Below are 24,384 nucleotides of genomic sequence, written 5' to 3' on the forward strand. Positions count from 1 at the left end.
CGATACCGCCCCGGTCTGGCCTAGCGGACGCAGCAGCCCTGGCAGACCTTCGGGCGGGGCAGGGTGAAGGCGAGGCAGCAGGTGCGGCGCTGCACTGTCGGCTCACCGGTCGGCCCCGGCACGAGCTCGATCAGGTCGGCCAGGTCGAGTGCGCCCAGCAGGGTGTCGATGCTCTGGACCGTGGAGCCGGGCAGGGCGTCCGCAGCCCGCAGGATGCCGTGCGCGATGCCGGAGGCGACCGAGCCGAGCAGCGTCCGGGTGCCCACCCGGACCTCGGACTGGATCGCCGTGATGAGCGGCGCCAGGTGGGCGTCGAGCAGGGACGCGCGCAGCGCGGCCAGCAGCTCCGCCTCGTCGGCGACGACCCGCACCTCCGGCAGGCCGGTCAGCGCCAGCGGGTCGTTCGGCAGCACCGCCACCGTGGTCCCCCGGCGCAGGCCCATGGTGAGCAGCTGCCGGTGGTCCTCGAAATGGATCAGCAGGTCGGCCGGGTCGAGCAGTGGCACCCGCCGGGCGGAGGCCCAGCCGAGCACGACCGGCAGGGCCGCCCAGTAGCTGTAGGACTTCCAGGCGAGCGCCGCGCAGGCGTGCGGGGTGCCGCCCCAGCGGACGGCCGCGCCGTTCAGCAACTCCGGCAGTCGGCTGCCATCGATCAGGGTGGTGGCGGGCGCCCAGCCGAGCTCGTCGTCGACCAGCAGGCCCCGGGCGAGGCCGGGCAGGTCGTCGGTGCCGAACATGGCCCGGAGGGCAGCGGTGACGGGGGCGAGCGGCGTGGTGGCGGCCTCGCGCCGTGGCATCACCGCTGTCACCTGAGTCGTCCCCTGTCTGTCTGACCGAGGAGTGCGCCCCGGCGGACGAACCAGTGCCGTCCTGAGCTAAGGCTAGCCTAACCAAGCCCGTGGCCGTAAGGGAAGCCTCACCTTGGTCACATCCCGGACGCCCAGGTCACCCCCGTGTTCGGCGGGAGTAGTGCTTCGGCTACTACCCGGAGTCCCTGCTGGGAAACGCCGCCGCACAATCGACGGCCATCGGTGAATTGTCAAGCGGTGTGTCGAGAACATGCCACTTGCGTGTGTGCCCGCGCACGGAACGTGAAAACTTATAGCCCCGGCCACGAGGAAGCTGATGACTACCTCACCCCTCGAACGGGCTGCCGACTCCTTCGCGGCCGAACTCGCCCGGCAACGGACCGGGCGCGGGCTGTCCAAGAAGCAACTGGCCGTCCTGATGGGGTTCGACCCGTCCTACGTGAGCCACGTCGAGGGGCGCCGGCACCGCCCGACCGAGGACTTCGCCCGCCGCGCGGAGGCCGTCCTGGAGGCGAGCGGCGCGATCTGGCAGCGCTTCCGGGAGTACGACGACCTTCGGCACGCCCGGGCGGGTCATCCGCACCGCGAGTCGTACCTGCCAGGCCAGTGGCTGCCACCCGGCACCGGGCTGGTCGTGGAACGGGAGCTGGCCACCCTCACCCACGCCGACGACGGTTACCGGTGCGTCATCCACCGTGAGCTCTACAACGCCGGCACCGAGCCCGTCACCCGCTACCTGGTCCGGGTCGCCGTCGACCGCTACCCGAACGACCCCGGCCGCTCCAACCGGCACCACCGGGAGCACCCCCTCACCTTCGCCGAGCTGCAGATACAGGCCCGTCGAGACGACGGCGGCGGAGACCCGGAGCCGATGCACTGGCGAGCCAAGCACGATCGGGACGCGTTCAAGGAGATCTGGCTGCTCTTCGAGAACGGGGAGCGACGCTTCCCCCTCTACCCGGGCGACCGGGCCACCATCGAGTACGCGTACAGCGTCGGCCACGACAAGTGGGGCCCCTGGTTCCAGCGGGCCGTCCGACTGCCCACCCGCCAGCTCGCCGTACGCCTGGATCTGCCCGCTGCTCTCGACCCGCAGGTCTGGGGCGTGGAGACCTCGCTCAGCGCGGAGGAGGGCCCGCTGCGGACGGCGCCGCAGCGTCACGACGAGGGCGACCGGGTGATCTACGACTGGCAGACCGACGACCCCCCGTTGAACGCCCGCTACCGGATGCAGTGGCGGTTCCGTGCCCGCCCGGAGACCGAACCGGACATCGGCCCCGGCGCCGCCCGGGTCCGACCCAGCGACCGGATGCGCGGCCTCGGCATCGTGCAACGCGGAGACGACCTGCTCCGCCAGCGGGCCCGCCCGTTCGACCTGCCCGCTGAGGAACATGTCGCCCGGGACGTGGTCGACCGGCTCGTCATGGCACTGGCCCGGCTCGACGAGCTGCACCCGTTCAGCAAGGGTGTTGGTGTCGCCGCGCCGCAGTTCGGCATCGGCCGCGCGGCGGCCGTGGTGCGGCCGCCCGACCGGTCGGCGGAGCCGGTCGTGCTGCTCAACCCGCGGGTGGTCGACGCCGACCCGGAGACCGACGAGCAGTACGAGGGCTGCCTCTCCTTCTTCGACCACCGAGGTCTGGTGCCCCGGCCACTGCGCCTGGACGTGGAACACGCCCAGTGGGACGGCAGCCGGATCATCACGTCGTTCGAATTCGGCATGGCCCGGCTGGTCGCACATGAAATTGACCACCTGGAAGGCCGGCTCTACGTCGACCGGATGGCACCGGGCGTGCCCCTGGTGCCGGTGGAGGAGTACCGCGAGACCGGGCGCCCCTGGCGCTACTGACCAGGAAGGGACCGGGGCGCGTGCCCCAGGGGGCAGGGGCACGCGCCCCGGTGTGGGGGGAGGAACGTCTAGAGGTCGCCGAAGGTGTCGTAGCGGATGTTCGGCGGTGGCACGTTGTCGGCGGCCAGCACCCGCAGGGTGGACCGGACCATCCGGGCGGCACCGGAGACGAAGCAGTCGTGCGTGGTCCACGGGCCGTACCGGGCCACCACCTCCGGGATCTCGCCCTGCTCGCCGTCGAAGTCCGGATCCTCACTGCACGCCGCGGTGACCGACAACCACGGGTGTGCGGCCACCAACTCCTGCAATCCGTCCAGGCCGTACAGGTCGGCCGCCTGTCGGGCACCGTAGAAGACGTGCACCCACCGGGTCCGGTTGAAGGTGGCCAACTCCTCCACCAGCGCCTTGATCGGCGCCAGCCCGACGCCGCCGGCCACGCAGAGGATGTCCCGTTCCGAGGCGCGGTCCAGGGTCATCGACCCCATCGGTGCCGCCAGGCGGAGCAGGTCACCCGGCCGCACCCGCCGCACCAGGGCACCGGACACCCAGCCGGCCCCCGGAGACCGCACGTGGAACTCCAGCACGTTGTCGTCGTTCGGGGCGTTCGCCACCGAGTAGTTGCGCCACACCCGGGGGTGGTAGCGCGGCGCCTCCAGGCTCACGTACTGCCCCGCCTGCCAGCGCAGCGGATGCTGCAACGCCCGGCAGGTCAGCACGGCGGTGTCCGGGCCGTACCGCTCGTGGGTCAGCACCTCGGCGTGCCAGAACGGCGGGTCGTCGTCGGAGGCGGCACCGGCAACCATCAGGGCGGCGATCGCCGCGTAGGCCTCCCGCCACGCCTGGTCGTACTCCAGGTTCCAGCCGTCGCCGGCGGTGCTGCGCAGCGCGTCCAGCAGCGCGACGCCCATCGTGGCGTAGTGCCGCTCGTCGACGTGGTACTTGCGGTGGTCGCGGCCCAGCGCCCGGAGGAACTCGTCGAAGCTCTCCGGGTCGTCCACCGTGTGGATCGCCGTGATGATCGCTTCGAGTAGGCGGTCGCCCTGGCCGGTCATCTGCACCGGGAAGAGTTGCCGCAGGGCGGGGTCGAGCAGGAACAGTCGAGCGTAGAAGTGACCGCTCAGCCGGACCCGGTCGTCCTCGACCAGGGCCCAGCTCTCCTTCAGCAACCGCGCGAGGTTGTCCACTGACGCTCCTTCTCCAGACGGCAACGGATCGGGCGCTCATAGAATCTCCACGGAGCGTGTCGACTGGTCGCACAGAATGTGCGATCGGCTCACGGTGGCCGGTCGGCCGTGTCACCTGTGCCGTACGTCGGGCAGAGTGGTGCGGTGACCGTTGAGCTGACCCGCCCGGTGTCCCGCCGACTGCTGGGCACCGAGACGCTGCTGGTCCTCGGCCTCTCCCTCGGCCAGTCCGCGATCTACGCGGTGGTCTCGATCATCGCGAAGTTGACCGCCGACGGTCCGCTCTCCAAGCAGACCGCCTCGCTGAACACCTCGGCGTCGGCCCGCCCCTGGCTGGACCTCACCTACCAGCTGCTCGGCATCGTGTTCGCGCTGCTGCCGGTGCTTCTCGCCGTACACCTGCTCACCCGTGACCCCGGCGACCCGGCGCGGACCCTCGGCCTGGACCACCGGCGGCCCGGCCAGGACGTGGCGCGCGGCGCCGGCCTGGCGGCGCTCATCGGCCTACCCGGGTTGGCGCTGTTCTGGGTGGCGGCCCACCTGGGTCTCAACGCCACGCTGGTGCCGGCCGCGCTGCCGGACATCTGGTGGACGGTTCCGGTGCTGATCCTCGCCGCCGTGCAGAACGCCGTGCTGGAAGAGGTGATCGTGGTCGGTTACCTGGTCACCCGGCTGCGTCAGCTCCAGTGGCGGCTGGCCGCGATCATCGCGGCCAGCGCGCTGCTGCGCGGCTCGTACCACCTCTACCAGGGCTTCGGCGCGTTCGTCGGCAACGCGATCATGGGCGTCGTGTTCAGCCTCTTCTACCTGCGCACCCGGCGGGTGATGCCGCTGATCATCGCGCACACCCTGCTCGACGTGTTCGCCTTCGTCGGCTACGCGCTGCTGCCCCGGGAGTGGTTCGACTGGCTCTGACCCGTCAGCGCCGGTCGGGTCGGTAGACGGCCACCGTCCGGGCCGCGAGCCGGTCGGCCGCCGCCGCATCACCCAAAGCCGCCGCGAGCACCGCCGCGCCCGGCAGCAACCGGGCCACCAGCCGCAACGCCACCCAACCACCGGCCTGAGCCGTGAGCGGCGCGGCCAACCGCCAGGCCGCCTCCGCCGCCCGCGGCCACGCCCCCTCGACCGGGTCACCAGCGCTCTCGGCGGCGGCCAGAGCCGCCGCCGCGCTCGCCCGATCCGGGTGCACCTGGGTCAGCACCAGCAGGTCGACGGCCCGGTCGGGATGCGTCGGATCCTTGCCGTACGCAGCGGCCAGGTGCAGCACCAGCTCCGAGTGCGTCCACAGCACAGCAGCCAACTCGGCCAGCGGCGCGAAGAAGCCGGCCAGCGCGGCGGTCGCCCCACCAGCACCCGCCGAGCGGACGAACCGCCGGGCCGCCAACCGGGCCAGGCCGTCCGCCGAGGCGTCCGGGTACCTGTCGCGCAACCCAGCGGCCCACCCGGCCGCGCCGGGCCCGAACGTCCGCACCGCGGCAAGAGCCAACAGCTCCGGTGCGAAGCCAGGGTGGTCGAGCACGCGCGCGGCGACCGCGCGCAGCTCCGATTCCGGGGTACGCCCCAGAGCCGGCTCAACCTGCCGCACGGCGGGGTCTGCCGGGGTCAGCTGCTGCTCGGCGGGTGCCGTCTGCGGCCTGACCACGGGTTCGGGGGCGGGCTTTGTCGGCGGGATGCTCTTGGTCGGCGGAGTGCTCTTTCGTGGGGTGGCCGCGCGCCTGGTGGTCTTTGCGGCTCTGGCCGGGGCCGTTGGCGTGATGGTGCTCGCCTCGCCGGTGGTGCTCGCGGCCTTTGTAGGTTTCGCGGCGCGCTTGCGGGGCGTCGGCGTGGCCGGGGTCACCTCGGCGGGCGTGTCGGCTGCCTGCCGATGGTCAGCCCTGCGAACAGGGGCGGTCCGAGCCTTCGGCGGTGGCGATGCGAGGCCGGTTGCTGGGCTCGGTTGGTCGCCGGTCGGCTGCTCCGAGTGCTCCGGCTGCTCCGGCTGCTCGGCGTTGGTGTCGGTGGTCAGTTCGGCCGGCGCTCGCCGAGGCTGTCGAGGCAGGGGGCGGTCCGGCTCCGGTGGTTGGAAGAGCACCGCCGGTGCGGCCTTGGCCCGTCGAGGACGCTGGCTCGCCGGACTCGCGGCCGGCGGCGCCGCCGACTCGGGCCCCACCGTCTCGGTGGGCTCCTCGGCCACGACCGGCGGCGTGAACGTGGCCCGTGGAGAACGCCGACGCGCTCGTTCAGCAGGCTCTCGACGGGTCGACTCGCTGGGCGGCTGCTCCTGCATATCGATGGAGCGTAGTCCCGATCACGCCCGCGCACAGCGTGGAAACACGGGGGCGGACGGACCCTGGTGGGCGTACCCCGGAAGTCGTTTTGCTCCCGGTGGGTGGTGACCTGTATCCTCGGGCGCGGTGGTCTGAGGATCACCGGGGAGACTTCGCCTAGTCTGGTCTATGGCGCCGCACTGCTAATGCGGTTGGGGTCTTAAAGCCCCTCCCGGGTTCGAATCCCGGAGTCTCCGCGCGAAAGTCAGGTGTGTATGCTGGCTGAGCACGAGCGCCCGTAGCTCAATGGATAGAGCATCTGACTACGGATCAGAAGGTTAGGGGTTCGAGTCCCTTCGGGCGCACCACTTGAGCAGGGAATATAGCCAATAGGCTATATTCCCTGCTTTGGTATGGGCGTACGTGTCGGACGCGGTTGTTCTGCTCGCCCGTCGGCCTGGTCGATCCGGGCGAGGAATCGTGACGCCCGGCGCGAGATGAGTACGCGTGCGCATGGCAGGCGCTGCCGCAGCGACCAGAATTCCCTCCATGCGAACGCGAATCATGATCGCTCTGGCCGCGGTCGGCCTGGGTGGGCTGATGGCCACCACCGGTTGCTCGTTCCGGGAGGACATCTGCGCTGGTGGTGAGTATCCGGCGATCGCGGTGGGCGGGCAGGGCGGCAGCGCCTGCTTCCCGGATGGGCAGGAGCCGACCCCGCCGTACGTCCGCTACCCGGAGGGCAAGATCCCGCAGCACGTCGACGACGAGTGGGACGTCTACTGGCGCAGCCACGGCATCGATGAGAACAACAACATCATCGATACCTGAACCGGGCACCCGGAAGATCGTCGCCCGGCAGGGGAGCGCCCGTGCGAGTCCCCGCCGACGGCACCGGTCCCGCAGCAGATCCGATCTTCCTGATCGAACCTGTGCGGGACCGGATTGCCTGTCTCGTACTACCCGACTGCCGGGGTGATCGAATGATCAGCCGAAGCAGTTGGGCACCGGCGGTGAGCTGGGGGTGCAGTTCGTGGGCCGGTTGCCGCTGATGGCGGTCTTCTGGTCCACGGTGACCTGGCCGCCGTCGTTGAAGATGCCGCCGGGTGCCAGGGTGGAGATGTTGTCGGTGACCTTGCTTTCGGTGAGGGTGAACGTGGCGTTGTTGTAGATTCCGCCGCCCTGGGAGCTTGAGCCGATGGCCCGGTTCCGGTCGACGTGGGTGCGGCGCAGGACGACGGTGCCGCTGCCGTTGTAGATGCCACCGCCGTGTTCGATGGTGCTGTTCGTGCTGGCGACGTTCTCGCTGATCCAACTGTCTTCGGCCACGAACTGGCCGATCTGGTTGAAGACGCCGCCGCCACGTTGGCCGGCTTCGTTGTGGTGGACCTTGCCGTGCCTGAGGTTGAAGACGCCGTCGGAGAAGATTCCGCCGCCTTCGCTGCCGGCTCGGTTGTCGTTGACCTCGACGTTCTTCGCCTCGGTGGTGGAGTTGATACCACCGCGGATGCCACCGCCGCGGAAGCCCGCGGTGTTGTTGTCCAGGTGGACGTTCTCGAGCACTGCGGTGCTGCTGTTCGACAACCCGCCACCGGCGCCACCGATGGGCAGGATGTTGACGACCCCGATCGTGTTGTTGTAGCTCAGCCGGGTGTTCTGCACTGTGAGGTTGCCGTTGTTGAAGATGCCTCCGCCGTCGAACACCGCGCTGTTGTTGCTGATGGTGCTGCCGTCTTCCCACTTCTTGTCGCGGTCCTTGCCGTCCCGGTCCTTGTCGTGGCCGTTCCCGCCGAGGATCCGCGTGACGCCGAAGTTGGCGATACCACCACCCGGGCCGTTCGTGTGGTTGTAGACCACGTTGGTGTTCTCGATGGTGGCCCTGCCGCCGACGTCGATCCGGATGCCACCGCCGCCCTGGCCGAGCCCGCCGTCGGCCAGGCCGCCCTTGATGGTGGCGTCGCGTAGCGTCAGGTCGCCGCCGGTTCCGACCTCCAGGATCCGGAACGGGGTGGCGTTGGCCGCGCGGACGATCGTGGATCCGTTTCCGTCGATCACGACCTGCTGGGTGATGATCGGCAGGCCGACCGCGCCGAAGGGCACCGGCGGCTGGGGCGCCGACCTGTTGAGCGTGTAGGTGCACTTCTCGGCGAGCCGGAGCTTCGCCCCGGAGCTGGCGTTCGCGCGGACGATCGCCGCGATCAGCTCGTCGGCGTTGCAGGGTACGGACCGGAAGTCGTCGCCCCGGCTGTCCCGATGGTCGCCGTCCTCCTTGTGCTCCTTGCCGTCGCGACCGCCCCGGTCCTGGCCGTCGCGGTCGTCGCCGCTGCCCCGATTACCGTCGGCGAGGACCTGGCTTCCGGCATTCGAGGGGGTGCCTCCGTGCTTCCCGGCCGCTCCGCTCATCCCCGCCGGGGTGAAGGCGGCCAGACCGACCACTCCGGTCAACCCGGCCACCCCGGCGAGGAGCCAGCGTGCCCGGCGCCTCCTCGACAGCGGGGCTTGAGCTGCCGCTACTTCGCTCATCTTCGGGTGTGGATAGTTGGACATCGAGCTACCTAGCCCTTCTCCGGACACCAGGTTCCGCACGTCGCATTAGGTGCAGAGGGCAACAAATCGGTTGTCGCCACCAAGGCGAAGGTAGTCGAACGATCTTCATGTCAAGGGTACTTATGCGAAAAAAGCCTACATTCGGCGTACGCGTCACCAGCGCCCCAGCAGTCCCACCGTGCACTTCTGTTCCGTCGACACCCTCCCGCCGCCGCGCCGGCCTGGGTGCCTGGGTTTCTGGCGCTTGACGTGGGCCGGATCAGCGACAAGAATTTACATGAATCGCTGTTAGCGTTAACAATCCGTCCCAGTGCTGCGGCGGCATCGTCATGTCGATGCGGCGATGGTCGCGACGGCCTGACCCCTCGGTCAGCACTGCCACTGCAGGGGAGAAATCTATGCGAACCAGGGCAAGATGGCTCGCGGCGACCGCCGCGCTCGGTGTCGTCCTCGCCGGGGTGCTGACCTCGACCGGCCCGGCCAACGCCGAATCCAACGGCGGGGTGCGGGTGATGCCTCTCGGCGACTCCATCACCGAGGGCACGCAGGTGCCGGGCGGGTACCGCATCGGGCTCTGGCAGCGACTCGTCAACGGGCGGTACACCGTGGACTTCGTCGGGTCGCAGTTCAACGGGCCTGCCAGTTTGGGTGACCACGACCACCAGGGGCATCCCGGCTGGCGCATCGACCAGATCGACGCGAACATCGTCGGCTGGCTGAACACCCAGCGGCCGCAGACAGTTCTGCTGCACATCGGCACCAACGACATCCTGCAGAACTACAACGTGAGCACCGCGCCGAACCGGCTCTCCACCCTGATCGACCGGATCACCACCACAGCTCCCAACGCGGAGGTGTTCGTCGCGCAGATCATCCCGCTCTCCAACAGCAACCAGAATGCGGCCGCCCGCACCTTCAACGCGGCGATCCCGAGCATCGTGCAGAGCAAGGTGAACGCCGGCAAGCGGGTACGCCTGGTCGACATGTACAGCGCACTCACCACCGCCGACCTGATCGACGGCGTCCACCCCACGGCCGGCGGTTACGACAAGATGGCTGCCCGCTGGTACAGCGCGCTGCAGGCGGTGCCCGGCAGCATCGGCGACCCGGGAAGCGGCGGCGGGCAGCAGACCACTGCGATCGTGGGTGCCCTGTCCGGTCGCTGCGTCGACGTCCCCGGCTCTTCCACCACCAACGGCACGCAGGTGCAGTTGTGGGACTGTCACGGCCGCACCAACCAGCAGTGGACCTACACGAGCAGCAAGACGCTGACCGTGTACGGCAACAAGTGCCTCGACGCCGCCGGCTACGGCACCTCGCCGGGCACCCTGGTCACCATCTACGACTGCCACGGCGGAACGAACCAGCAGTGGAACGTCAACGCCAACGGCACCATCACCGGGGTGCAGTCCGGCCTCTGCCTCGACCCGTACAACGTGGGTACGGGCAACGGCACCAAGCTCGTCCTCTGGACCTGCACGGGCCAGGCCAACCAGCAGTGGAGCCGCCGATAGCTCGCAGGGTCGCGGCGGGTGGTCGGATCGTGGGTGATCCGACCACCGTCGCCTGCGCTACCCCTTGGCCGTCGCGCGTCAAAGGCGCCACGTGTCGGTGAGTGTGATGCCGACCAGGACGCCTACGGTGACGAGCACGACGAGGACCGTCGCCAGCGTGGTCAACGCGGGCGTGGTGGCGATCAGCAGTGCCAGCCAGGCCAACCGGGACGGTGGGAGTTGGCCGAGCAGCACGTACTCGGAGTCCATCCGTCCGAGCATGAACAGCACCGGCCTGCCGACGATGAGGATGAGCCAGGTCGCGGGCGTGGTGCCGAGGGGTTCATGGAGAACGAGGTCCACCCCGGCCGAGGTCGCGATGATCCCGGTTATCACGACGGCGTAGACGTAGGGCGCGAGGCGCACCGCCTGCCGCAGACTCTGGTGTGCGGAGGGCAACGCCCGAACGACCGTGATGCCTGTGAGTCATATTGATGCCTCAGGGACATCACGCTCGCCGTAGTCGGGGGCGGGTCCGAGCGGTTGCCGTCGTCGGTACATCAGCCGTCTGCTGACGTCGGGCGGCGTTGCACCGGCCGGCGCCTGCACCGAAGGCGCAACGGTGGCCGTGCCGTACGGCGCTGTCTACGTCTTCTGGGCCTCGAAGCGGTAGGGGGCCCAGCTGCGACGAGGCGGCAGCCCCGGTCGTGGCCGACTGATGGACAGCATCGACGGGATTCGGTGGGCGGACGATAGGCTGCGGCCGGCGTCGGAGTGACCTAGGGGGACGGGTGATGGGCGGATCGGTTCGCGCTGTGGTCGCGGTCTGCGGGCATCCGGCGTGAGCGGCGGGCTCCGTCCCGGTGACCCGGCACGCCTCGGTGGGTACGAGGTGCTCGACCGGCTCGGTGACGGGGGCATGGGCAGTGTCTTCCTGGCCCGGTCGCCGCAAGGGCGGCGGGTGGCGGTCAAGGTCGTCCGTGCGGACCTCTCGCACGACGAGGAGTTCCGGGGTCGGTTCCGTAGTGAGGTGAACCGCGCCCGCCAGGTTCCACCGTTCTGCACGGCCGAGGTTCTCGACGCCGACCCGGACCATGACCCGCCCTACCTGGTGGTGGAGTACGTCGAGGGCCCCAGTCTGGCCCAGGTGGTTCGGGAGCAGGGCCCGCTGGGAGGGGCGCACCTGCACGGCATCGCGGTCGGGGTGGCCACCGCGCTCACCGCCATCCACGGCGCCGGGGTGATCCACCGCGACCTCAAGCCGGCGAACGTCCTGGTCGCACCGGGTGGGATCAAGGTCATCGACTTCGGCATCGCCCGAGCCTTCGAGGCGACGAGCCAGCACACCCGGACCAACCAGATGGTCGGGACCGTCTCGTACATGGCTCCGGAGCGGTTCGACACGGCTTCCGGCCGTCCGGCGGGCCCGGCCGCGGACATCTTTGCCTGGGGGGCCCTGGTCGCCTACGCCGCGACCGGCCGCAGCCCGTTCGGGGGCGACTCCCCTACCGCGACCGCGATGCGGATCCTCACTCAACCACCGGACCTGACCGGGCTCGGTGGGCCGTTGCGGGATCTGGTCTCCCGCGCATTGGAGAAGGACCCAGCTGCCCGGCCCACGTCCCGGGAGTTGCTCGACGGGCTGTTGACCGCAGCGTCTCCGGTGGGTCCCGGCGATCCGGCCCAACTCCTGGGCGCGACGCCACCACGTGTGTCGCCCGCTGCCGGTGGTGATCAAGGCGTGCGGTCGACGACATCGGGTCCGGCCAAGGCCGGCCGCGCGGATCCACGCCGGCGTGGCTGGCTCACCGCGTTGGGGGCGACCGCCGCGGTGGTCGCGGTGCTGGTGCCCGCTTTCCTGTTCGGTCCGCAACTGTTGAGTGGGCAGTCCAAACAGGATCGAACCGGCTCGACGCCGAGCGGTAGCCCGGCGACGACCGGGCCGGCGGCCACGACGTCCACGCCCGCGTCGGGCAAGCCGTCCGCCTCACCGTCGGCCAGCGTGGACCCGGCCCAGGCCATGCTGGCCGGTCAGCGGCGAGTCCTGCTGCACGTGGTGGAGATCGACCGTGACCTGTCGCTGCCGTCTCACGGCGAGGTCGAGGTCGGCAACGGAACCGGCAAGGATGCGCTCTTCGTACTCGAACCAGTCGGTGTCGACTACATGATCAAATCGGTCAACCCGGAGATCGCCCACCGACCGTGCCTCGGGGTCAAGGTCGATTCGGAAGGGTACTCGGCGCTGGTCGGAGCCGACTGTCGGCCGAGCAAGGCAACGTTGTTCACGTTGTACCGTGACGGCAAGGACGACAAGGGGCGCCCCGCCTACGCCATCATCAACGACGAGCACGGCCCGGTGCAGTGGAGCCCGACCAAGAGCGAGATCTTCGTCGAGTTTCTCGGCGACGCCCCGCTGAACACGACGTTCAGCCTGGTCGATCGAGGCGCGGTCTGACTCGGGGGTTCCCCGGCCCCCGCGGACCGGCCCACCCGGTGGGCCTTGACTCACATGGCGATCGGTCCTTACCGTCGCCGCGCCCATCGCTCCTGCCGGCCGACCCGTCAGGCGGAATTCACCGGCACCGTCAGTGAGCCATCGGCAATGGGCGGTCGTCGATGTTAACGCGCTCGCAGGGCCTCCTCAAGGGCCTCGCGGTGGTCCTGGCCGGGGATCTGGGGCGATGCCTGCGGGAATGCGGTTCAAGTCGTTTCACCTCAAGATCCGCAGGTTGACAGCGGTAGATGTTCCCAGCACGTTACGTCTTGACGAACGGCATGTTATCGCTCACAGTCGATGCCTAAGGACGACGACACCTCGGCTTTCCGGGCAAGCCTTGCTTCGTCGACCTCGAATCAGGCGTGCGCTATTGCTTGCCGGCGTCTTGTTAACGCTAACTCTCTGACGCCTGCGTGCTCGGCCACGCGTCGCGGTACGCCCACCCTCGGGCAGGCCGTTCGGCTCTTGGTCACTGGAGGAGGATCATGTCTGCCCTCGATATGTCCCCATCGATCGCAACGCCTTCGCGGCGGCGACGTTGGTGGTTGCCCCGCGTCCTCGCTGCCAGCGCGGCGGCGTTGATGGTCGGTGGTGCCGCCGTAACGGTGGTGTCGTCACCCGCCGCCGCGGCGACTGTCGACACGAACGCGTGGTACGTGTTGGTAAACCGCAACAGCGGCAAGGCCCTGGACGTCTACAACCTGGCCACGAACGACGGGGCCCGCATCACCCAGTGGACCCGCAACAACGGCAACCAGCAGCAGTGGCAGTTCGTCGACTCCGGTGGTGGCTACTACCGGGTGAAGTCGCGGCTGTCCAACAAGGTGCTGGACGTCTCGGGCTTCTCGACCGCCAACGGCGGCAGCATCGTGCAGTGGAGCGACAACAACAGCACCAACCAGCAGTTCCGGCTGGCCGACTCGGACAGCGGCTACGTCCGGTTGATCAACCGCAACAGCAACAAGGTGATGGAGGTGCAGGGCGCCTCGACCGCCGACGGCGGCAACATCGTGCAGTACGACGACTGGAACGGCACCAACCAGCAGTGGCAGTTCGTCCGCGTCGGCGGTGGGACCGACCCCACCACGCCGCCGCCGACGACCCCGCCGCCGGGCGGCACCTGCGACCTTCCCTCGACGTACCGGTGGTCCTCCACCGGGGTGTTGGCGAACCCGAGGTCGGGATGGGTGTCGCTGAAGGACTTCACCGTCGCCCCCTACAACGGCCAGCAACTGGTCTACGCCACCACGCACGACTTCGGGTCCAGCTGGGGTTCGATGAACTTCGGCCTCTTCTCGAACTACTCGCAGATGGGCTCGGCCAGCCAGAACGCGATGAACTCCGGCACTGTCGCGCCGTCGCTGTTCTACTTCGCGCCGCGCAACATCTGGGTGCTCACCTACCAGTGGGGTGGCCCGGCGTTCTCCTACCGGACCTCGACCGACCCGACCAACCCGAACGGCTGGTCGTCGCCGCAGACGCTGTTCAGCGGCAGCATCACCGGCTCCGGCACCGGCCCGATCGACCAGGCGGTCATCGGTGACGGCACGAACATGTACCTGTTCTTCGCCGGTGACAACGGCAAGATCTACCGGGCCAGCATGCCGATCGGGAACTTCCCCGGCAGCTTCGGCTCGAACTACACGACCATCATGAGTGACACCACGAACAACCTGTTCGAGGCCGTCCAGGTCTACAAGCTCCAGGGCCTGAACAAGTACCTCATGATCGTCGAGGCGATCGGCTCGACGGGCCGCTACTTCCGCTCGTTCACGGCCACCAGCCTGGGTGGTACGTGGACGCCGCAGGCCGCATCCCAGAGCAACCCGTTCGCCGGCAAGGTCAACAGCGGTGCCACCTGGACCAACGACATCAGCCACGGTGAGCTGCTGCGCACCAACGCCGACCAGACGATGACCGTTGACGCCTGCAACCTGCAACTGCTCTACCAGGGTCGTTCCCCCAGCTCCGACGGCGTCGACTACGGCCTCCTGCCGTACCGGCCGGGTCTGCTGACCCTGCAGCGCTGAACAGTCTGATCAAGCTCGACTGACCCGGAACGGGCGGGCTCGGCGTCACGCCGAGCCCGCCCGGCTCATGTCAACGCTGCGATCAGCCCAGGCTCACCGGATCGGTGTGCCGGTGACACAGGTGAGCACGTGGCCCTGGCCACGGGTGGCGCTCGACGTGGTCGTGGCGAAACCGTGGGTTTGGAGCAGTGCTTCGGTCGCGGTGAGGTTCGCGGTGGCGTGCGCTTCGGTGGGTCGCTCGCCGAAGACGTAGAGCCGTCCTCCCGGCGCCAGCAGGCTGCGTATCCGAGCGATCTGCTGCGCCGCGTCGCCCAACCAGAAGAGGCTGACGTTCACCGCGAAGATCTTGGTGAAGTGGCCGGTCGGTAGGTCGTCCGACTCGAACCCTGCTCGCCGGATCTCGGCTCTACCAGTGTCAATGTGGCCCACGTTCCGTTCGGTGGCGAGTCGCACCATCGTCGCGGCGCGGTCGATGGCGACGATCCGGCCGGTGGTGAGTTGGCCGGCGACCAGGGAGACGGCTGCCCCCCGACCACAACCGATCTCCAGCACCTGGTCGTCGGGCGTGACGGCCATCGTCTGCACCGCCCAGCGCTGCCGATGGGCGGGCGTCACCCCACTCGGTTCGTCCGCCGCGGGCGTCGTGCCACCGCTGGACGAACCCGGATCGCGGGTCGAAACAGTGGACCTCACGACGTCACTCGCCGGTGCCTTCTGCTCACACCTCTGATTCCACCCTGTCAGCGGAGTCGGTGCACCGTGTCCTCGGTCACCGCACCGGAACGACAGCCGCGACAGGCGATCAGCGCAGGTGATGAAGGTCCGGAGCGGCGGCTCCAGCCGCCGCCACCCCGGACCGGGCAATGCGTCAGGCGATCCGGTAGGCCCGCTGGATCGTCTGGGTGACCGTGTTGCCGGCGGTGTCGGTGGCGGTCAACCGCAGCGAGACGAAACCGGCCCGTCGTGGGTGACTGATCAGCGCGACGTTCCGGATCACCGGCAGGGCGACCCACGTCCGGCCGTCGTCGAACGACGCGGACACGCCGAGCGTGCGGTTCGGCGCTGCCTTCGAACCGGCCTGCCGGTCCAGCGCCACCGGGATCGTCATGGTCCGGCCGGTCCGTGCCGTGTTGGTGTCGTCGAGCACGGGCGTCGGGCGGGCCGTGGTCAGCGGCAGCCGCTCCGGCGACGTGGTGTGCGCCGAGGTGAAGGTCCAGGCCACCGAGACCGACGTCGACAGGGTGTCCGGTGCGCCTCGGGTGGCGGTCGCCTCCAGCCGGTAGGTGGCCTTTCCGGCGGGCACCGCGAAGTCGGCCCACGGGCTGTCCGAGGTGCCGATCTCCTTACCGTCGCGCAGCAGCCGGAACCGCACCGGCTGGTCGTCGCGGCTCGCGGGGCGACCGGTCGCGTCGCCGAACAGGGGCACCGACGCGATCGAGATGGTGTCGCCGTCGCGGCCCGCGTACCCCAGGGGTGACAGGGTCGGTGCCTGGGTCACGGAGGGCCCGAAGGGTGCCGCGTTCCAGGTCTGGTTGTACGTACGCCCCGACCTGAAGGTCGAATCCTGCGTCGTGAGGTTGTCCCCCTCGACGAACGTGGACGTCCAGACGATGCCGCCGTCGGTGTTGTAGTACTCGGTGCCCGTGAACGGCAGGTCGACAGGCGTGTTCGACCCGATCGGGCCCGAGCCTCCGGGAGCCGACGCGCGGTGGAAACGGGTGGCCGTCGCCGCCGTGGACTGGCTGCGGTAGGTGGTCCTGACCGTGGCGAGGTTCTTCGGTGACAGCTTCCTGGTCAGGCCGGTGAACATGTCGCCCCTGCCGACGTACGCCAGGTCGTAGGTGTAGGGGCTGTTGCGGAAGGTGCCGTCCCGGCCCGGTCGGGCGAGCCCGACGCCCAGCGTCGCTGTGAACTCGGGTGCCGCGACGGCGGGCCCGAGCCGGCCGAAGAAGACGTCAGTGAGGGAGACTCCGCTGAGTTGGACGCCCGGGTAGCGCATGCCGTCGTCCCAGTTGGCGCTCACGTTGATCGAGATCGGCGCGGCGTCGTGCTGCGGCACTGTCAACGCGACGGGCTTGGCGTTGCGGGCGTCGACCGCCTCGGTGATCGGGCCTCGTACGTCCAGGACCGGCTGCGCGAGCAGTGTCGACACGGCACCCTCGTGGATGGTGCTGTACAACGCGTACCGCCCCTTGGGCAGCCGCAGGACGCCGCCGCCCGGTGTCGCGGGGAGGGTGCTGAACTCGCCGGTGGTCAGGTTCGCCGCCACTGTCGTGTACTCGGTGGCCGGTCTGCCGTCGCGTCCGGTGTGGTTGAGCCGTACGTCGTAGCTCTCGATCTCACGGTTCAACACGAAGGGCGTCCGTACCCGCAGGTCGCCGGCACCGGTCGCGGTCAGCGCGCCCTGGTAGACGCCGTCCGGGGCGTCCACGCGGGTGTCCACCGTGATCGTCGCCTCGGCCCGGCCACCGGCCGGCACCACCAGCGTGGCCGGGCTGACGGTGAGCATGCCGGCCGGGGCCGGAGCGATGGCCAGCGTCAGGGTGACCGGTGCGGTGCCCGTGTTGCGGTAGCCGACGACCTGGGTGATCGGGCTGTCGTCGGCGTGCGGCCAGCGCTGCACCGGAAAGTCGATGGCGCCGATGTCGGTGGCGACCGGCTGGGCGACCGCGCGGGCGATGTCCACCCGGCCGGCGCCCTGCTCGTAGATGGTGTCCTCGCCGGTCGGCTTGGCCGAGTCCATCAGGGCGGCCTTGAGCTGCGGCCCGGTCCAGTCCGGGTGCTGGCCGGCGAGAATCGCGGCGGTGCCGGCAACGTGCGGGGTCGCCATCGACGTACCCGACATGGTGGCGTAGTCGCCGCCGGGGGCGGCGGCCACGATGTCGACGCCCGGAGCGCTGATCTCGGGCTTGATGTGGTTGTCGCCGACGCGCGGGCCCCGGCTGGAGAAGTAGGCCCGCTGGTCGTCGGCGTCCACGGCGGCGACGGCGAGAGCGTCGTCGGCGGAGGCCGGCGAGGAGACCGACTTTGGCTTTCCCTCGTTGCCGGCCGCGACCACGAACAGGGTGCCGTACCGGTTGCTCAGCTCCTGGACCGCGGTCTCCAGCGGGTCGAGGCCGGGTGCGTCGTCGCCGCCCACGCTCAGGTTGACCACCCGGGTCTGCGGCGCGAGCCACTGCATGCCGGTGATGATGTCCGAATCCTGGCATTCGGTGGTGGCGCAGACCTTGCCGACGAGCAGCTTCGCCCCCGGCGCGACCCCGCGGTACCTCCCGCCGGAGGCGGCGCCGCTACCGACGATCGTCGATGCCACGTGGGTGCCGTGGCCGACCGAGTCGCCGGGGTCGTTGCCGCCGGTGAAGTCCCTGACCTCGGCGAGGTGGCCGGCGAAGTCGGGGTGGCTGGCGTCGATCCCGGTGTCCAGCACGCCGACGGTGACGCCGGTGCCGTCGAAACCTGCCTGCCACGCCGCCGGGGCACCGATCTGCGGCACGCTGCGATCGAGGGAGACCTTGCGCTTGCCGTCCAGCCAGATGTGGGTGATTCCGGTGGCGAGGGTGCGTGCGGACGGCGTACCACTGGTCAGCGACGTCCAGAGCTTCACCCGGTCGTCAGGGTCCGCGCGGACCGCGAGCGCGTGCGCGGCCGGGAGATCGGCCCGCACCCGGCCGGCACCCCCGGTGGTCGCGGTCCGTGCCCGCGCCGCCATGTTCTCGGGGTACGCGACCAGCAGCGGCAATTCGGGTGCCCGGTCGTCGTAGCCGAACTCGCCGAGCGTGCTCAGGTCGAACAGGCGTCGATCGAGCCGCCCGTCCCGCACCAGCGGCATCGCGTCCACCGGGATGACGTACTGGTGACCGTCCTCCCGGCTGCTCACGAACCGCATGCCGGCCCGACCCGGCCCGCGCTGGATCTGCGGACGCCCCGCCGCGTCCAGCGAAACCCGGTCACCGGTGATCAGGGTGAAGGTTCCGTGGGTGCCGGGGGCCTTGGGCGTCTCCTGCGCGTTCGCCGGTTGGGCGATCAGGCCCGCCGCAACCAGCGCGGTCGCGAGTACGCCGGCTGTCAGGGCGCGTCGTTGCCGTCGTCGCACATCGTCCTCTCCGCCACGGGCGTCTCCCGGGTCGGCACGATGACGCCTGACCAGGTCGTCAGGTTGATCACCCTGGTGTGACAGAGGCCACAATCGCGCCCCGCGCCGATGTGACCGGTGCACCCTTGCGAGTTCCATGCGGCGGTGACCAGGGGACGAGGCAGGGGAGGGCACCGGTCGGATGCGTGACGCCGAAGAGTTCGACGCCCTCTACGCGGCCTGTGCGGGTCGGGTCGTGGGTCACGTGTACGCGCTCACCGGCAATCGCGCCGAGGCCGAGGACGCCGTCGCCGAGGCGTTCATGCGGGCCTGGCAGCGGTGGGCGACGGTGCGGGAGACGGACAGTCCGGAGGCGTGGGTCCGCCGGGTGGCCTCCCGGATCGCGGTGAGCAGTTGGCGCAAGGCGTTCAACCGGGTACGCGCACACCGCCGGGCCGCTGTCGACCAGGGCGTGCCCGGACTGAACGAGGACCACGTCGCGCTGTTGCAGGCGCTGCAACGACTGAGCGCCAACGAGCGCCGGGCCGTCGTGCTGCACCACCTCAACGACCTCAGCGTCGCGGAGGTGGCAGCCGAGATGCAGGCCCCCGTCGGAACCGTGAAGACGTACCTCGCCCGTGGTCGGAGAGCGATGGCCGGTTTGCTGACCGATGCGCACCAGGAGGAGACCTCCCATGGCTGATCCGCGCGACGATCTCACCGCGATCGTGGACGAGGTCCGGCGAGTCACCACCATGCCGGGGGCACAGACTTTGCGGCACCGCAGCGACCGGCGTCGGCGACGCCGGACGGCCGTCGGCGCAGCAGGGCTGGCCGTGGTGGCCCTCGCCGCCGGCACCGCCCTGGTGCAGGTGCGCGACACCGTCGAGACGCCCGGCGTCGGCCCGGCCACCCAGGCCGCACCGCCGGTGGTTCCGTCCGCGACCGCCTCGGCGGGTCGGCAGGAGATCCTCGGTGGCCGGCGGCAGGTCCAGATCGTGCTGCCCGCCATGCGCGGGGCCACGTTGGCGATCGACCGCGACGGCGATCAGGTCCGGGCCAGCACCGAACAGAGCATCGACGATCGGGCGCTGTGGGTGCTGCGCCCCGAGGCCGACAGGTACCGGATCCTCCTGGCCGCCGGTGCCGAGGCGATCTGCATGACCGTCGTGCACGACGCCGCGCCGGGCAGCGTACGCGGGCGGGCGTGTGATGCCGCCGCCTCGACGCAGCTCTTCCGGATCGATCAGGTGCCGGACGGCAGCTACTCGGTCTTCCAGGGCAAGCGCTACGTCCAGGTGGTCGACGGCACCAACGCCCTGGTTCCCGACCTGCCTGAGGGCCTGACCACCACGTACGAGTTCCTGGATCGCGGCCCCGCCCCGCGCTGAACCCGTCTGCGCCGACGCGGGGCGAGCGTGGACGGGGCCGGATCGGGGACGGCCAGCCCGGCTGTCAGAGCCAGACCACGAGCCCGGTCAGGTCGTTGAGGACCGCGGCCACGCCCGCCCGGATGGCCGACGCGCACCGGTCCGCGGTGAACGAGTTCGGGTCGTACGTGGAGGACATCCCGAGCCCCTCGCCGCGGAACGACGCGCCGTCCCAGTCGACAGCCGTGACGTTGTGGGTGGGCTCGGCGAGTTCCGCGCCGACCACGAGGAACTTCTCGTCCAGGTGGTTCGGGGTGACCAGCGCGAGCCCGTCGATGAGGTCGTTGCCCGCGCTGACGATGAGGTCCGGGCCCATCTCCATCGCCTGGGCGATGCTGGGAACAGTGTCGTGCGCACTGCCGGCGACGATGGTCCTCAGGTCGACGTGCTCGTCGTCGGCCCACTCCTCGACCGCCGTCACGAGGGCCTTGGTCGGGTTGTCCGTACCGCTGGTCAGCAGGACGACCCGGTAGTCCTTCGGCGGGTGGACGTCGGCCCACGAGCCGGGCCGCGGGGTGATCGTCGCCTCCGGCGCGGGCTTCGTGGAGGGGTCGACGAACCCCGGGCCGAGAGTGCCGAGGGCGCTGGGCGCCGGACGTGGCTCGGACCAGTCGTCGCTGGAGTTGCAGGCGGAGACCAGCGCGGCGGTCGCGGCCAGCATGGCGACGGCCCGAAGCGGGGGGCGCAAGGTGATCGTCCTCCGGGTGGTGGCGGAAAGTGCGCGTACTTCTTCGTATTCCTATCTCAATTCCGTTCACCGGTAATCGGTGGGCGGTCGTTAGGGGAAGTTGTTCTCCGACGGTTCGTCGGTGCGCGGGTTGGCGTTCACCCGCGACATGCAACGTGCACTGGCCAACCGAGGGAGTCGAATGTCAGGCCGCATCCGCCGTACCGTTATCGTCGCCGCTGTCGGATTCGCCGCAGCGGTGGTTCCGTTTCTGGGCGCCGCACCGGCGTCCGCGCACGGCTTCTCGTCGACCGTGTACGCGAAAATTGCAGCGGGAGATGAGGGTCACATTCGGACCGGTGTGGAGCTCGAATACGACCTCCTCGTCGTGTCCGCCGCGGATGCCGGCGACGACGACCCGCTCTTCCAGGCGGGAACCGCCGCGTTCGAGACGGGCGACACCGCCGCCCAGGCCGCCGCGCTGAAGGGTCACGCGTCGGCGGTACTCCGGTACGTCTCCGACCGGTTCGCTGTGACTTCCCGGGGTGCGGACTGCCGGCCTGCCCAGGTGGGTGACGCGACGATCGGCGAGCGCGAGGGCGTGCCGTACGCCGACCTGCTGCTCGACTGGACCTGCCCGGAGCGGGTCGACGAGCACGTGGTGCGCAGCGACCTCTTCCCGGATGGTGAGGGCTACGTCAAGGGCACAAAGACGATCGTCACGTACGAGATCGACGGCCGCTCGGGCAGTGCCGCGCTCGACGCGGCCAACCCGTCCTTCTCGACGGCGCAGGCCTGGTACGAGCGGTTCGGCGAGTTCTTCCTCCTGGGCGCCGAGCATCTGCTGACCGGGATCGACCACATCCTGTTCCTGCTGGCGCTCATCGCCGGGTCTCGGCGGCTTCGGGAGATCGTGCTCGCGGCCACCAGCTTCACGCTGGCGCACTCGGTGACGTTCATGCTCGCCGCGCTCGGCCTGGTCGAGGTGCCGGCGGTGATCGTGGAGCCGGTCATCGCGCTGTCGATCGCCGTCGTCGCCGGTTGGCACCTGTGGGGGATCTGGCGGCGTGGTGAGCACGCGGCTGACCTGGAGACGGTCGGGCGCGGTCACTTCAGCCTGGATCGGGCCGGCTGGATCCGCCTCGGCGTGGTGTTCTGCTTCGGCCTCGTGCACGGCCTCGGCTTTGCGGGCGCCCTGGGTATCGACGAGGCGTGGTCGTGGACCCTGTTGTGGTCGCTGCTGGTGTTCAACGTCGGCATCGAGGTCGTTCAGTTGACAATTATCGCTGTCGTCTTCCCGCTGCTGTTCGTGCTGCGCCGTCGTGCGCCGAAAGCCGGCCTCTGGGCGACCGGGGTCGTTTCTGCGGGCGTGTCCATTATGGGGTTGATCTGGTTTGTGCAGCGCGTTTCTGGATCATGAGCAGGGCTAAGTAGTTCGTGAAGTGCAGTCTTTCGCAAGATCACGTTCATGATCGGTTCATCAGGCGGCGAAAGCGTGGAATTGCTTCCCCAGCGTCGGGTGAAGGCACAATCCATTTCTCTATTTGAAAAGGGAACAATGTCGATGACATTGAGCACCTCGACACGGGCCTCCGCGCTCGTGCGGCGGCGCCTGGTCGCCGGGGTCGCAGCCGGGTTCCTCGGTCTGGGCGCGGCCCTCGGCAGTGGCCTGATGGCCACCGCGAGCGCGGCCGAGTCCACCACGATCAGCAGCGTGATCCTCGGCGTCGGCGCCAACGAGACCCAGCGCATCGTGACCTGGTACTCCTCCGCCGACACCGCGCAGAAGATCCAGCTCGCCCCGACCGCCGAGATCGTCAACGGCGAGTTCCCGGCCGGCGCGGTCAGCTTCGACGCCGTCGGCGCGGCGAACACCTCCACCACCGGGTTCAACCGGCACGCCACGATCAGCAACCTGCGCGAGAAGACGGCGTACTCGTACCGCGTCGGCGCCGAGGGCAGCTGGTCCCCGACGTACGCCTTCAAGACGCAGGACTTCGAGGGCGACTACGACTTCCTGTTCTTCGGTGACCCGCAGATCGGCTCGTCCGGCGACCGGCTCAAGGACCAGGCCGGCTGGGAGGACACCCTGAAGGTCGCCACCGCGGCCAACCCGAGCGCGGAACTGCTGGTCTCCGGCGGCGACCACGTCGAGTCCGCCAACGACGAGGGTCAGTGGACCTCGTTCATGGCCCCCGACCAGCTGCGTCAGTACCCCGTGGTCGCCACCATCGGTAACCACGACGTCGGCGGCAAGTCCTACGAGCAGCACCACTTCACCCCGAACACCGACCGCTCGGCCCCGTACTACGACAACGGGAACCCGGCGGGCACCAAGTCCGGTGGTGACTACTGGTTCGTCTACAAGGACGTGCTGTTCATCGACATCAACAGCAACAGCTACAAGCTGCCGACCGACGGCAGCAACGCCGGCGACGCCGCGCACGTCTCGTACATCACCGACGTGGTGAACAAGCACGGCTCCGAGGCCAAGTGGAAGGTGCTGGTCTACCACCACTCCATCTACTCGCCGGCCAGCCACGCGACCGACACCGACAACAAGCAGCGCCGGGAAGACTTCACCACGGCCTTCTCGAACCTCGGCATCGACATGGTGCTCCAGGGTCACGACCACAGCTACTCGCGCAGCTACTCCATCAAGAACGGCCAGAAGGAGAACCCGGCCGAGAAGCCGGGCGCGGCCGATGTCTTCCCCGGCCCGGGCGGCGTCATCTACGTGACCGCCAACTCGGCCTCCGGCTCGAAGTACTACGACATCAAGAAGCCGGACGCGACCGGCACCGGCATCAAGGGCAACGGCCCGGACCCGCTGGACCCGGACAAGTACTGGTACAACTCGGTGCAGAACCAGGAGCACGTCCGCAGCTACGTCAAGGTGCAGGTGCGCGGCGACAAGCTGGTTCTGGCGAACGTGCGCAGCGGCACCTGCGCGGCACCGAACGCGTCGGTCGAGGCCGGCCTCTCCTGCGTCAACACCCCGGAGGGCCAGCCGGTCGGCTCGATCGTCGACAACGTGACGGTGCACCCGTTCCACGGTGACGGTCAGGCCATCCAGGTCAACGTGCCGAACCCGGCCCCGGGCGAGTTCGGCTGGACGATCGACGGCTACAACGGTCTGGTCGACCTGGGTACCGCGCAGGAGCGCAACGGCACCTACTTCCAGGCCAACGGCAAGATCAACCCGATCCTCGTGTCGGACAGCCGCCGGTCGCTCGCCCCGTGGTCGATCTCGGCCAACGTCGGCGACTTCTCCGACGCCGACAAGACGTTCTCCGGCTCCTACCTCGGTTGGAACCCGTACGTGCTCGACGCCGGCGCGGGTGCCGAGGCCGGTGCCCCGGTCCTGTCGTCGCTCGACGACCAGGGCAAGGGCCTCTCGGTCTCCAGCGCGCTCGCCGCGGCCGCGCAGGGTCACCCGCGTGGCGGCGCCAAGCTCGGCGCTGACCTGGATCTGAAGATCCCGGACAGCATCGCGAAGGGCAGCTACCGCACCACCCTCACGATCACTGCGCTGAGCAGCTGACCGAACGGATCCATGCGGC

The 24,384-nt window shown here is 69.6% G+C and carries 19 protein-coding genes and 2 tRNA genes; 13 read left to right on the forward strand and 8 right to left on the reverse strand.

Translation table 11 applies throughout. The annotated features are described in order from the left end of the window. Positions 1–20: 20 nt before the first annotated feature. On the reverse strand, positions 21–797 hold the full coding sequence (locus ACGF3C_RS05355; RefSeq protein WP_357193762.1) for a hypothetical protein: 777 nt from the start codon (positions 795–797) through the stop codon (positions 21–23). A gap of 328 nt (positions 798–1,125) precedes the next feature. Between ACGF3C_RS05355 and ACGF3C_RS05360 the strand changes: the two genes are divergently transcribed. Next, positions 1,126–2,655 (forward strand): peptide deformylase, encoded by a 1,530-nt coding sequence (locus tag ACGF3C_RS05360; protein ID WP_393218939.1) that lies wholly within the window; start codon positions 1,126–1,128, stop codon positions 2,653–2,655. Positions 2,656–2,723: 68 nt separating this feature from the next. Here the strand turns inward: ACGF3C_RS05360 and ACGF3C_RS05365 are convergent, their stop codons facing one another. Further along, positions 2,724–3,839, reverse strand: coding sequence for a globin domain-containing protein (locus ACGF3C_RS05365; protein WP_393218942.1), 1,116 nt, complete (start codon positions 3,837–3,839; stop codon positions 2,724–2,726). A 144-nt stretch (positions 3,840–3,983) separates the two neighbouring features. Between ACGF3C_RS05365 and ACGF3C_RS05370 the strand changes: the two genes are divergently transcribed. Then, a complete protein-coding gene (locus ACGF3C_RS05370; RefSeq protein ID WP_393218945.1) occupies positions 3,984–4,754 on the forward strand; it encodes a CPBP family intramembrane glutamic endopeptidase in 771 nt (256 codons plus the stop codon). A gap of 4 nt (positions 4,755–4,758) precedes the next feature. On the opposite strand, the gene ACGF3C_RS05375 is transcribed toward ACGF3C_RS05370, so the two are convergent. Next, the gene (locus tag ACGF3C_RS05375; RefSeq protein ID WP_393218948.1) at positions 4,759–6,012 is read right to left on the reverse strand and encodes a hypothetical protein; all 1,254 of its coding nucleotides are present in this window, start codon (positions 6,010–6,012) and stop codon (positions 4,759–4,761) included. A 239-nt stretch (positions 6,013–6,251) separates the two neighbouring features. On the opposite strand from ACGF3C_RS05375, the gene ACGF3C_RS05380 reads away from it, so the two are divergent. The 3 genes from ACGF3C_RS05380 to ACGF3C_RS05390 all read left to right on the forward strand — a co-directional run bounded on the left by ACGF3C_RS05380 (position 6,252) and on the right by ACGF3C_RS05390 (position 6,916). Beyond that, positions 6,252–6,342: transfer RNA gene (locus ACGF3C_RS05380), tRNA-Ser, on the forward strand. A gap of 35 nt (positions 6,343–6,377) precedes the next feature. After that, a tRNA-Arg gene (locus tag ACGF3C_RS05385) sits at positions 6,378–6,453 on the forward strand. Positions 6,454–6,634: 181 nt separating this feature from the next. Next, the gene (locus ACGF3C_RS05390; RefSeq protein WP_357229083.1) at positions 6,635–6,916 is read left to right on the forward strand and encodes an SCO0607 family lipoprotein; all 282 of its coding nucleotides are present in this window, start codon (positions 6,635–6,637) and stop codon (positions 6,914–6,916) included. 156 nt (positions 6,917–7,072) lie between these two features. On the opposite strand, the gene ACGF3C_RS05395 is transcribed toward ACGF3C_RS05390, so the two are convergent. Continuing rightward, positions 7,073–8,632, reverse strand: coding sequence for a hypothetical protein (locus ACGF3C_RS05395; RefSeq protein WP_393218952.1), 1,560 nt, complete (start codon positions 8,630–8,632; stop codon positions 7,073–7,075). Between the two features lie 398 nt (positions 8,633–9,030). Here ACGF3C_RS05395 and ACGF3C_RS05400 point away from each other — a divergent pair, with 398 nt between their 5' ends. After that, on the forward strand, positions 9,031–10,146 hold the full coding sequence (locus ACGF3C_RS05400) for a ricin-type beta-trefoil lectin domain protein (RefSeq protein WP_357229088.1): 1,116 nt from the start codon (positions 9,031–9,033) through the stop codon (positions 10,144–10,146). Between the two features lie 78 nt (positions 10,147–10,224). On the opposite strand, the gene ACGF3C_RS05405 is transcribed toward ACGF3C_RS05400, so the two are convergent. Next, positions 10,225–10,584, reverse strand: a complete 360-nt coding sequence (locus ACGF3C_RS05405) for a low temperature requirement protein A (RefSeq protein ID WP_357229090.1) — start codon at positions 10,582–10,584, stop codon at positions 10,225–10,227. 100 nt (positions 10,585–10,684) lie between these two features. Between ACGF3C_RS05405 and ACGF3C_RS05410 the strand changes: the two genes are divergently transcribed. The 3 genes from ACGF3C_RS05410 (at position 10,685) to ACGF3C_RS05420 (ending at position 14,652) form a co-directional block, all read left to right on the forward strand. Further along, complete coding sequence (locus ACGF3C_RS05410) at positions 10,685–10,798, forward strand: DUF3455 domain-containing protein (RefSeq protein ID WP_357229094.1); 114 nt, start codon at positions 10,685–10,687, stop codon at positions 10,796–10,798. Positions 10,799–10,966: 168 nt separating this feature from the next. Beyond that, positions 10,967–12,580, forward strand: a complete 1,614-nt coding sequence (locus tag ACGF3C_RS05415; protein ID WP_393218957.1) for a serine/threonine protein kinase — start codon at positions 10,967–10,969, stop codon at positions 12,578–12,580. A gap of 527 nt (positions 12,581–13,107) precedes the next feature. Further along, entirely contained in the window at positions 13,108–14,652 is a 1,545-nt protein-coding gene (locus ACGF3C_RS05420; protein WP_393218960.1) for a non-reducing end alpha-L-arabinofuranosidase family hydrolase, read from the forward strand. Between the two features lie 93 nt (positions 14,653–14,745). On the opposite strand, the gene ACGF3C_RS05425 is transcribed toward ACGF3C_RS05420, so the two are convergent. Then, positions 14,746–15,228, reverse strand: a complete 483-nt coding sequence (locus ACGF3C_RS05425) for a class I SAM-dependent methyltransferase (protein WP_393218963.1) — start codon at positions 15,226–15,228, stop codon at positions 14,746–14,748. A gap of 292 nt (positions 15,229–15,520) precedes the next feature. After that, entirely contained in the window at positions 15,521–18,745 is a 3,225-nt protein-coding gene (locus tag ACGF3C_RS05430; RefSeq protein WP_393218966.1) for a S8 family serine peptidase, read from the reverse strand. Positions 18,746–18,926: 181 nt separating this feature from the next. Here ACGF3C_RS05430 and ACGF3C_RS05435 point away from each other — a divergent pair, with 181 nt between their 5' ends. Next, positions 18,927–19,427: a sigma-70 family RNA polymerase sigma factor gene (locus ACGF3C_RS05435; protein ID WP_091396991.1), complete on the forward strand. Its 501-nt coding sequence runs from the start codon at positions 18,927–18,929 to the stop codon at positions 19,425–19,427. Continuing rightward, complete coding sequence (locus ACGF3C_RS05440) at positions 19,420–20,115, forward strand: hypothetical protein (protein ID WP_393218970.1); 696 nt, start codon at positions 19,420–19,422, stop codon at positions 20,113–20,115. The genes ACGF3C_RS05435 and ACGF3C_RS05440 overlap by 8 nt, the downstream gene beginning before the upstream one ends. A gap of 64 nt (positions 20,116–20,179) precedes the next feature. Here ACGF3C_RS05440 and ACGF3C_RS05445 read toward each other — a convergent pair whose 3' ends face one another. Beyond that, positions 20,180–20,842 carry a hypothetical protein gene (locus ACGF3C_RS05445; RefSeq protein ID WP_393218973.1) on the reverse strand — a complete coding sequence of 221 codons (663 nt, stop codon included), beginning with the start codon at positions 20,840–20,842 and terminating at the stop codon, positions 20,180–20,182. 340 nt (positions 20,843–21,182) lie between these two features. Here ACGF3C_RS05445 and ACGF3C_RS05450 point away from each other — a divergent pair, with 340 nt between their 5' ends. Both ACGF3C_RS05450 and ACGF3C_RS05455 read left to right on the forward strand, forming a co-directional pair. Beyond that, positions 21,183–22,241 carry a HupE/UreJ family protein gene (locus ACGF3C_RS05450; RefSeq protein ID WP_357227063.1) on the forward strand — a complete coding sequence of 353 codons (1,059 nt, stop codon included), beginning with the start codon at positions 21,183–21,185 and terminating at the stop codon, positions 22,239–22,241. A gap of 144 nt (positions 22,242–22,385) precedes the next feature. Continuing rightward, positions 22,386–24,365 (forward strand): fibronectin type III domain-containing protein, encoded by a 1,980-nt coding sequence (locus ACGF3C_RS05455; protein ID WP_393218977.1) that lies wholly within the window; start codon positions 22,386–22,388, stop codon positions 24,363–24,365. Positions 24,366–24,384 lie beyond the last annotated feature (19 nt).

It is taken from the genome of Micromonospora sp. NPDC047762 (assembly GCF_043204655.1).
GTDB lineage: Bacteria > Actinomycetota > Actinomycetes > Mycobacteriales > Micromonosporaceae > Micromonospora.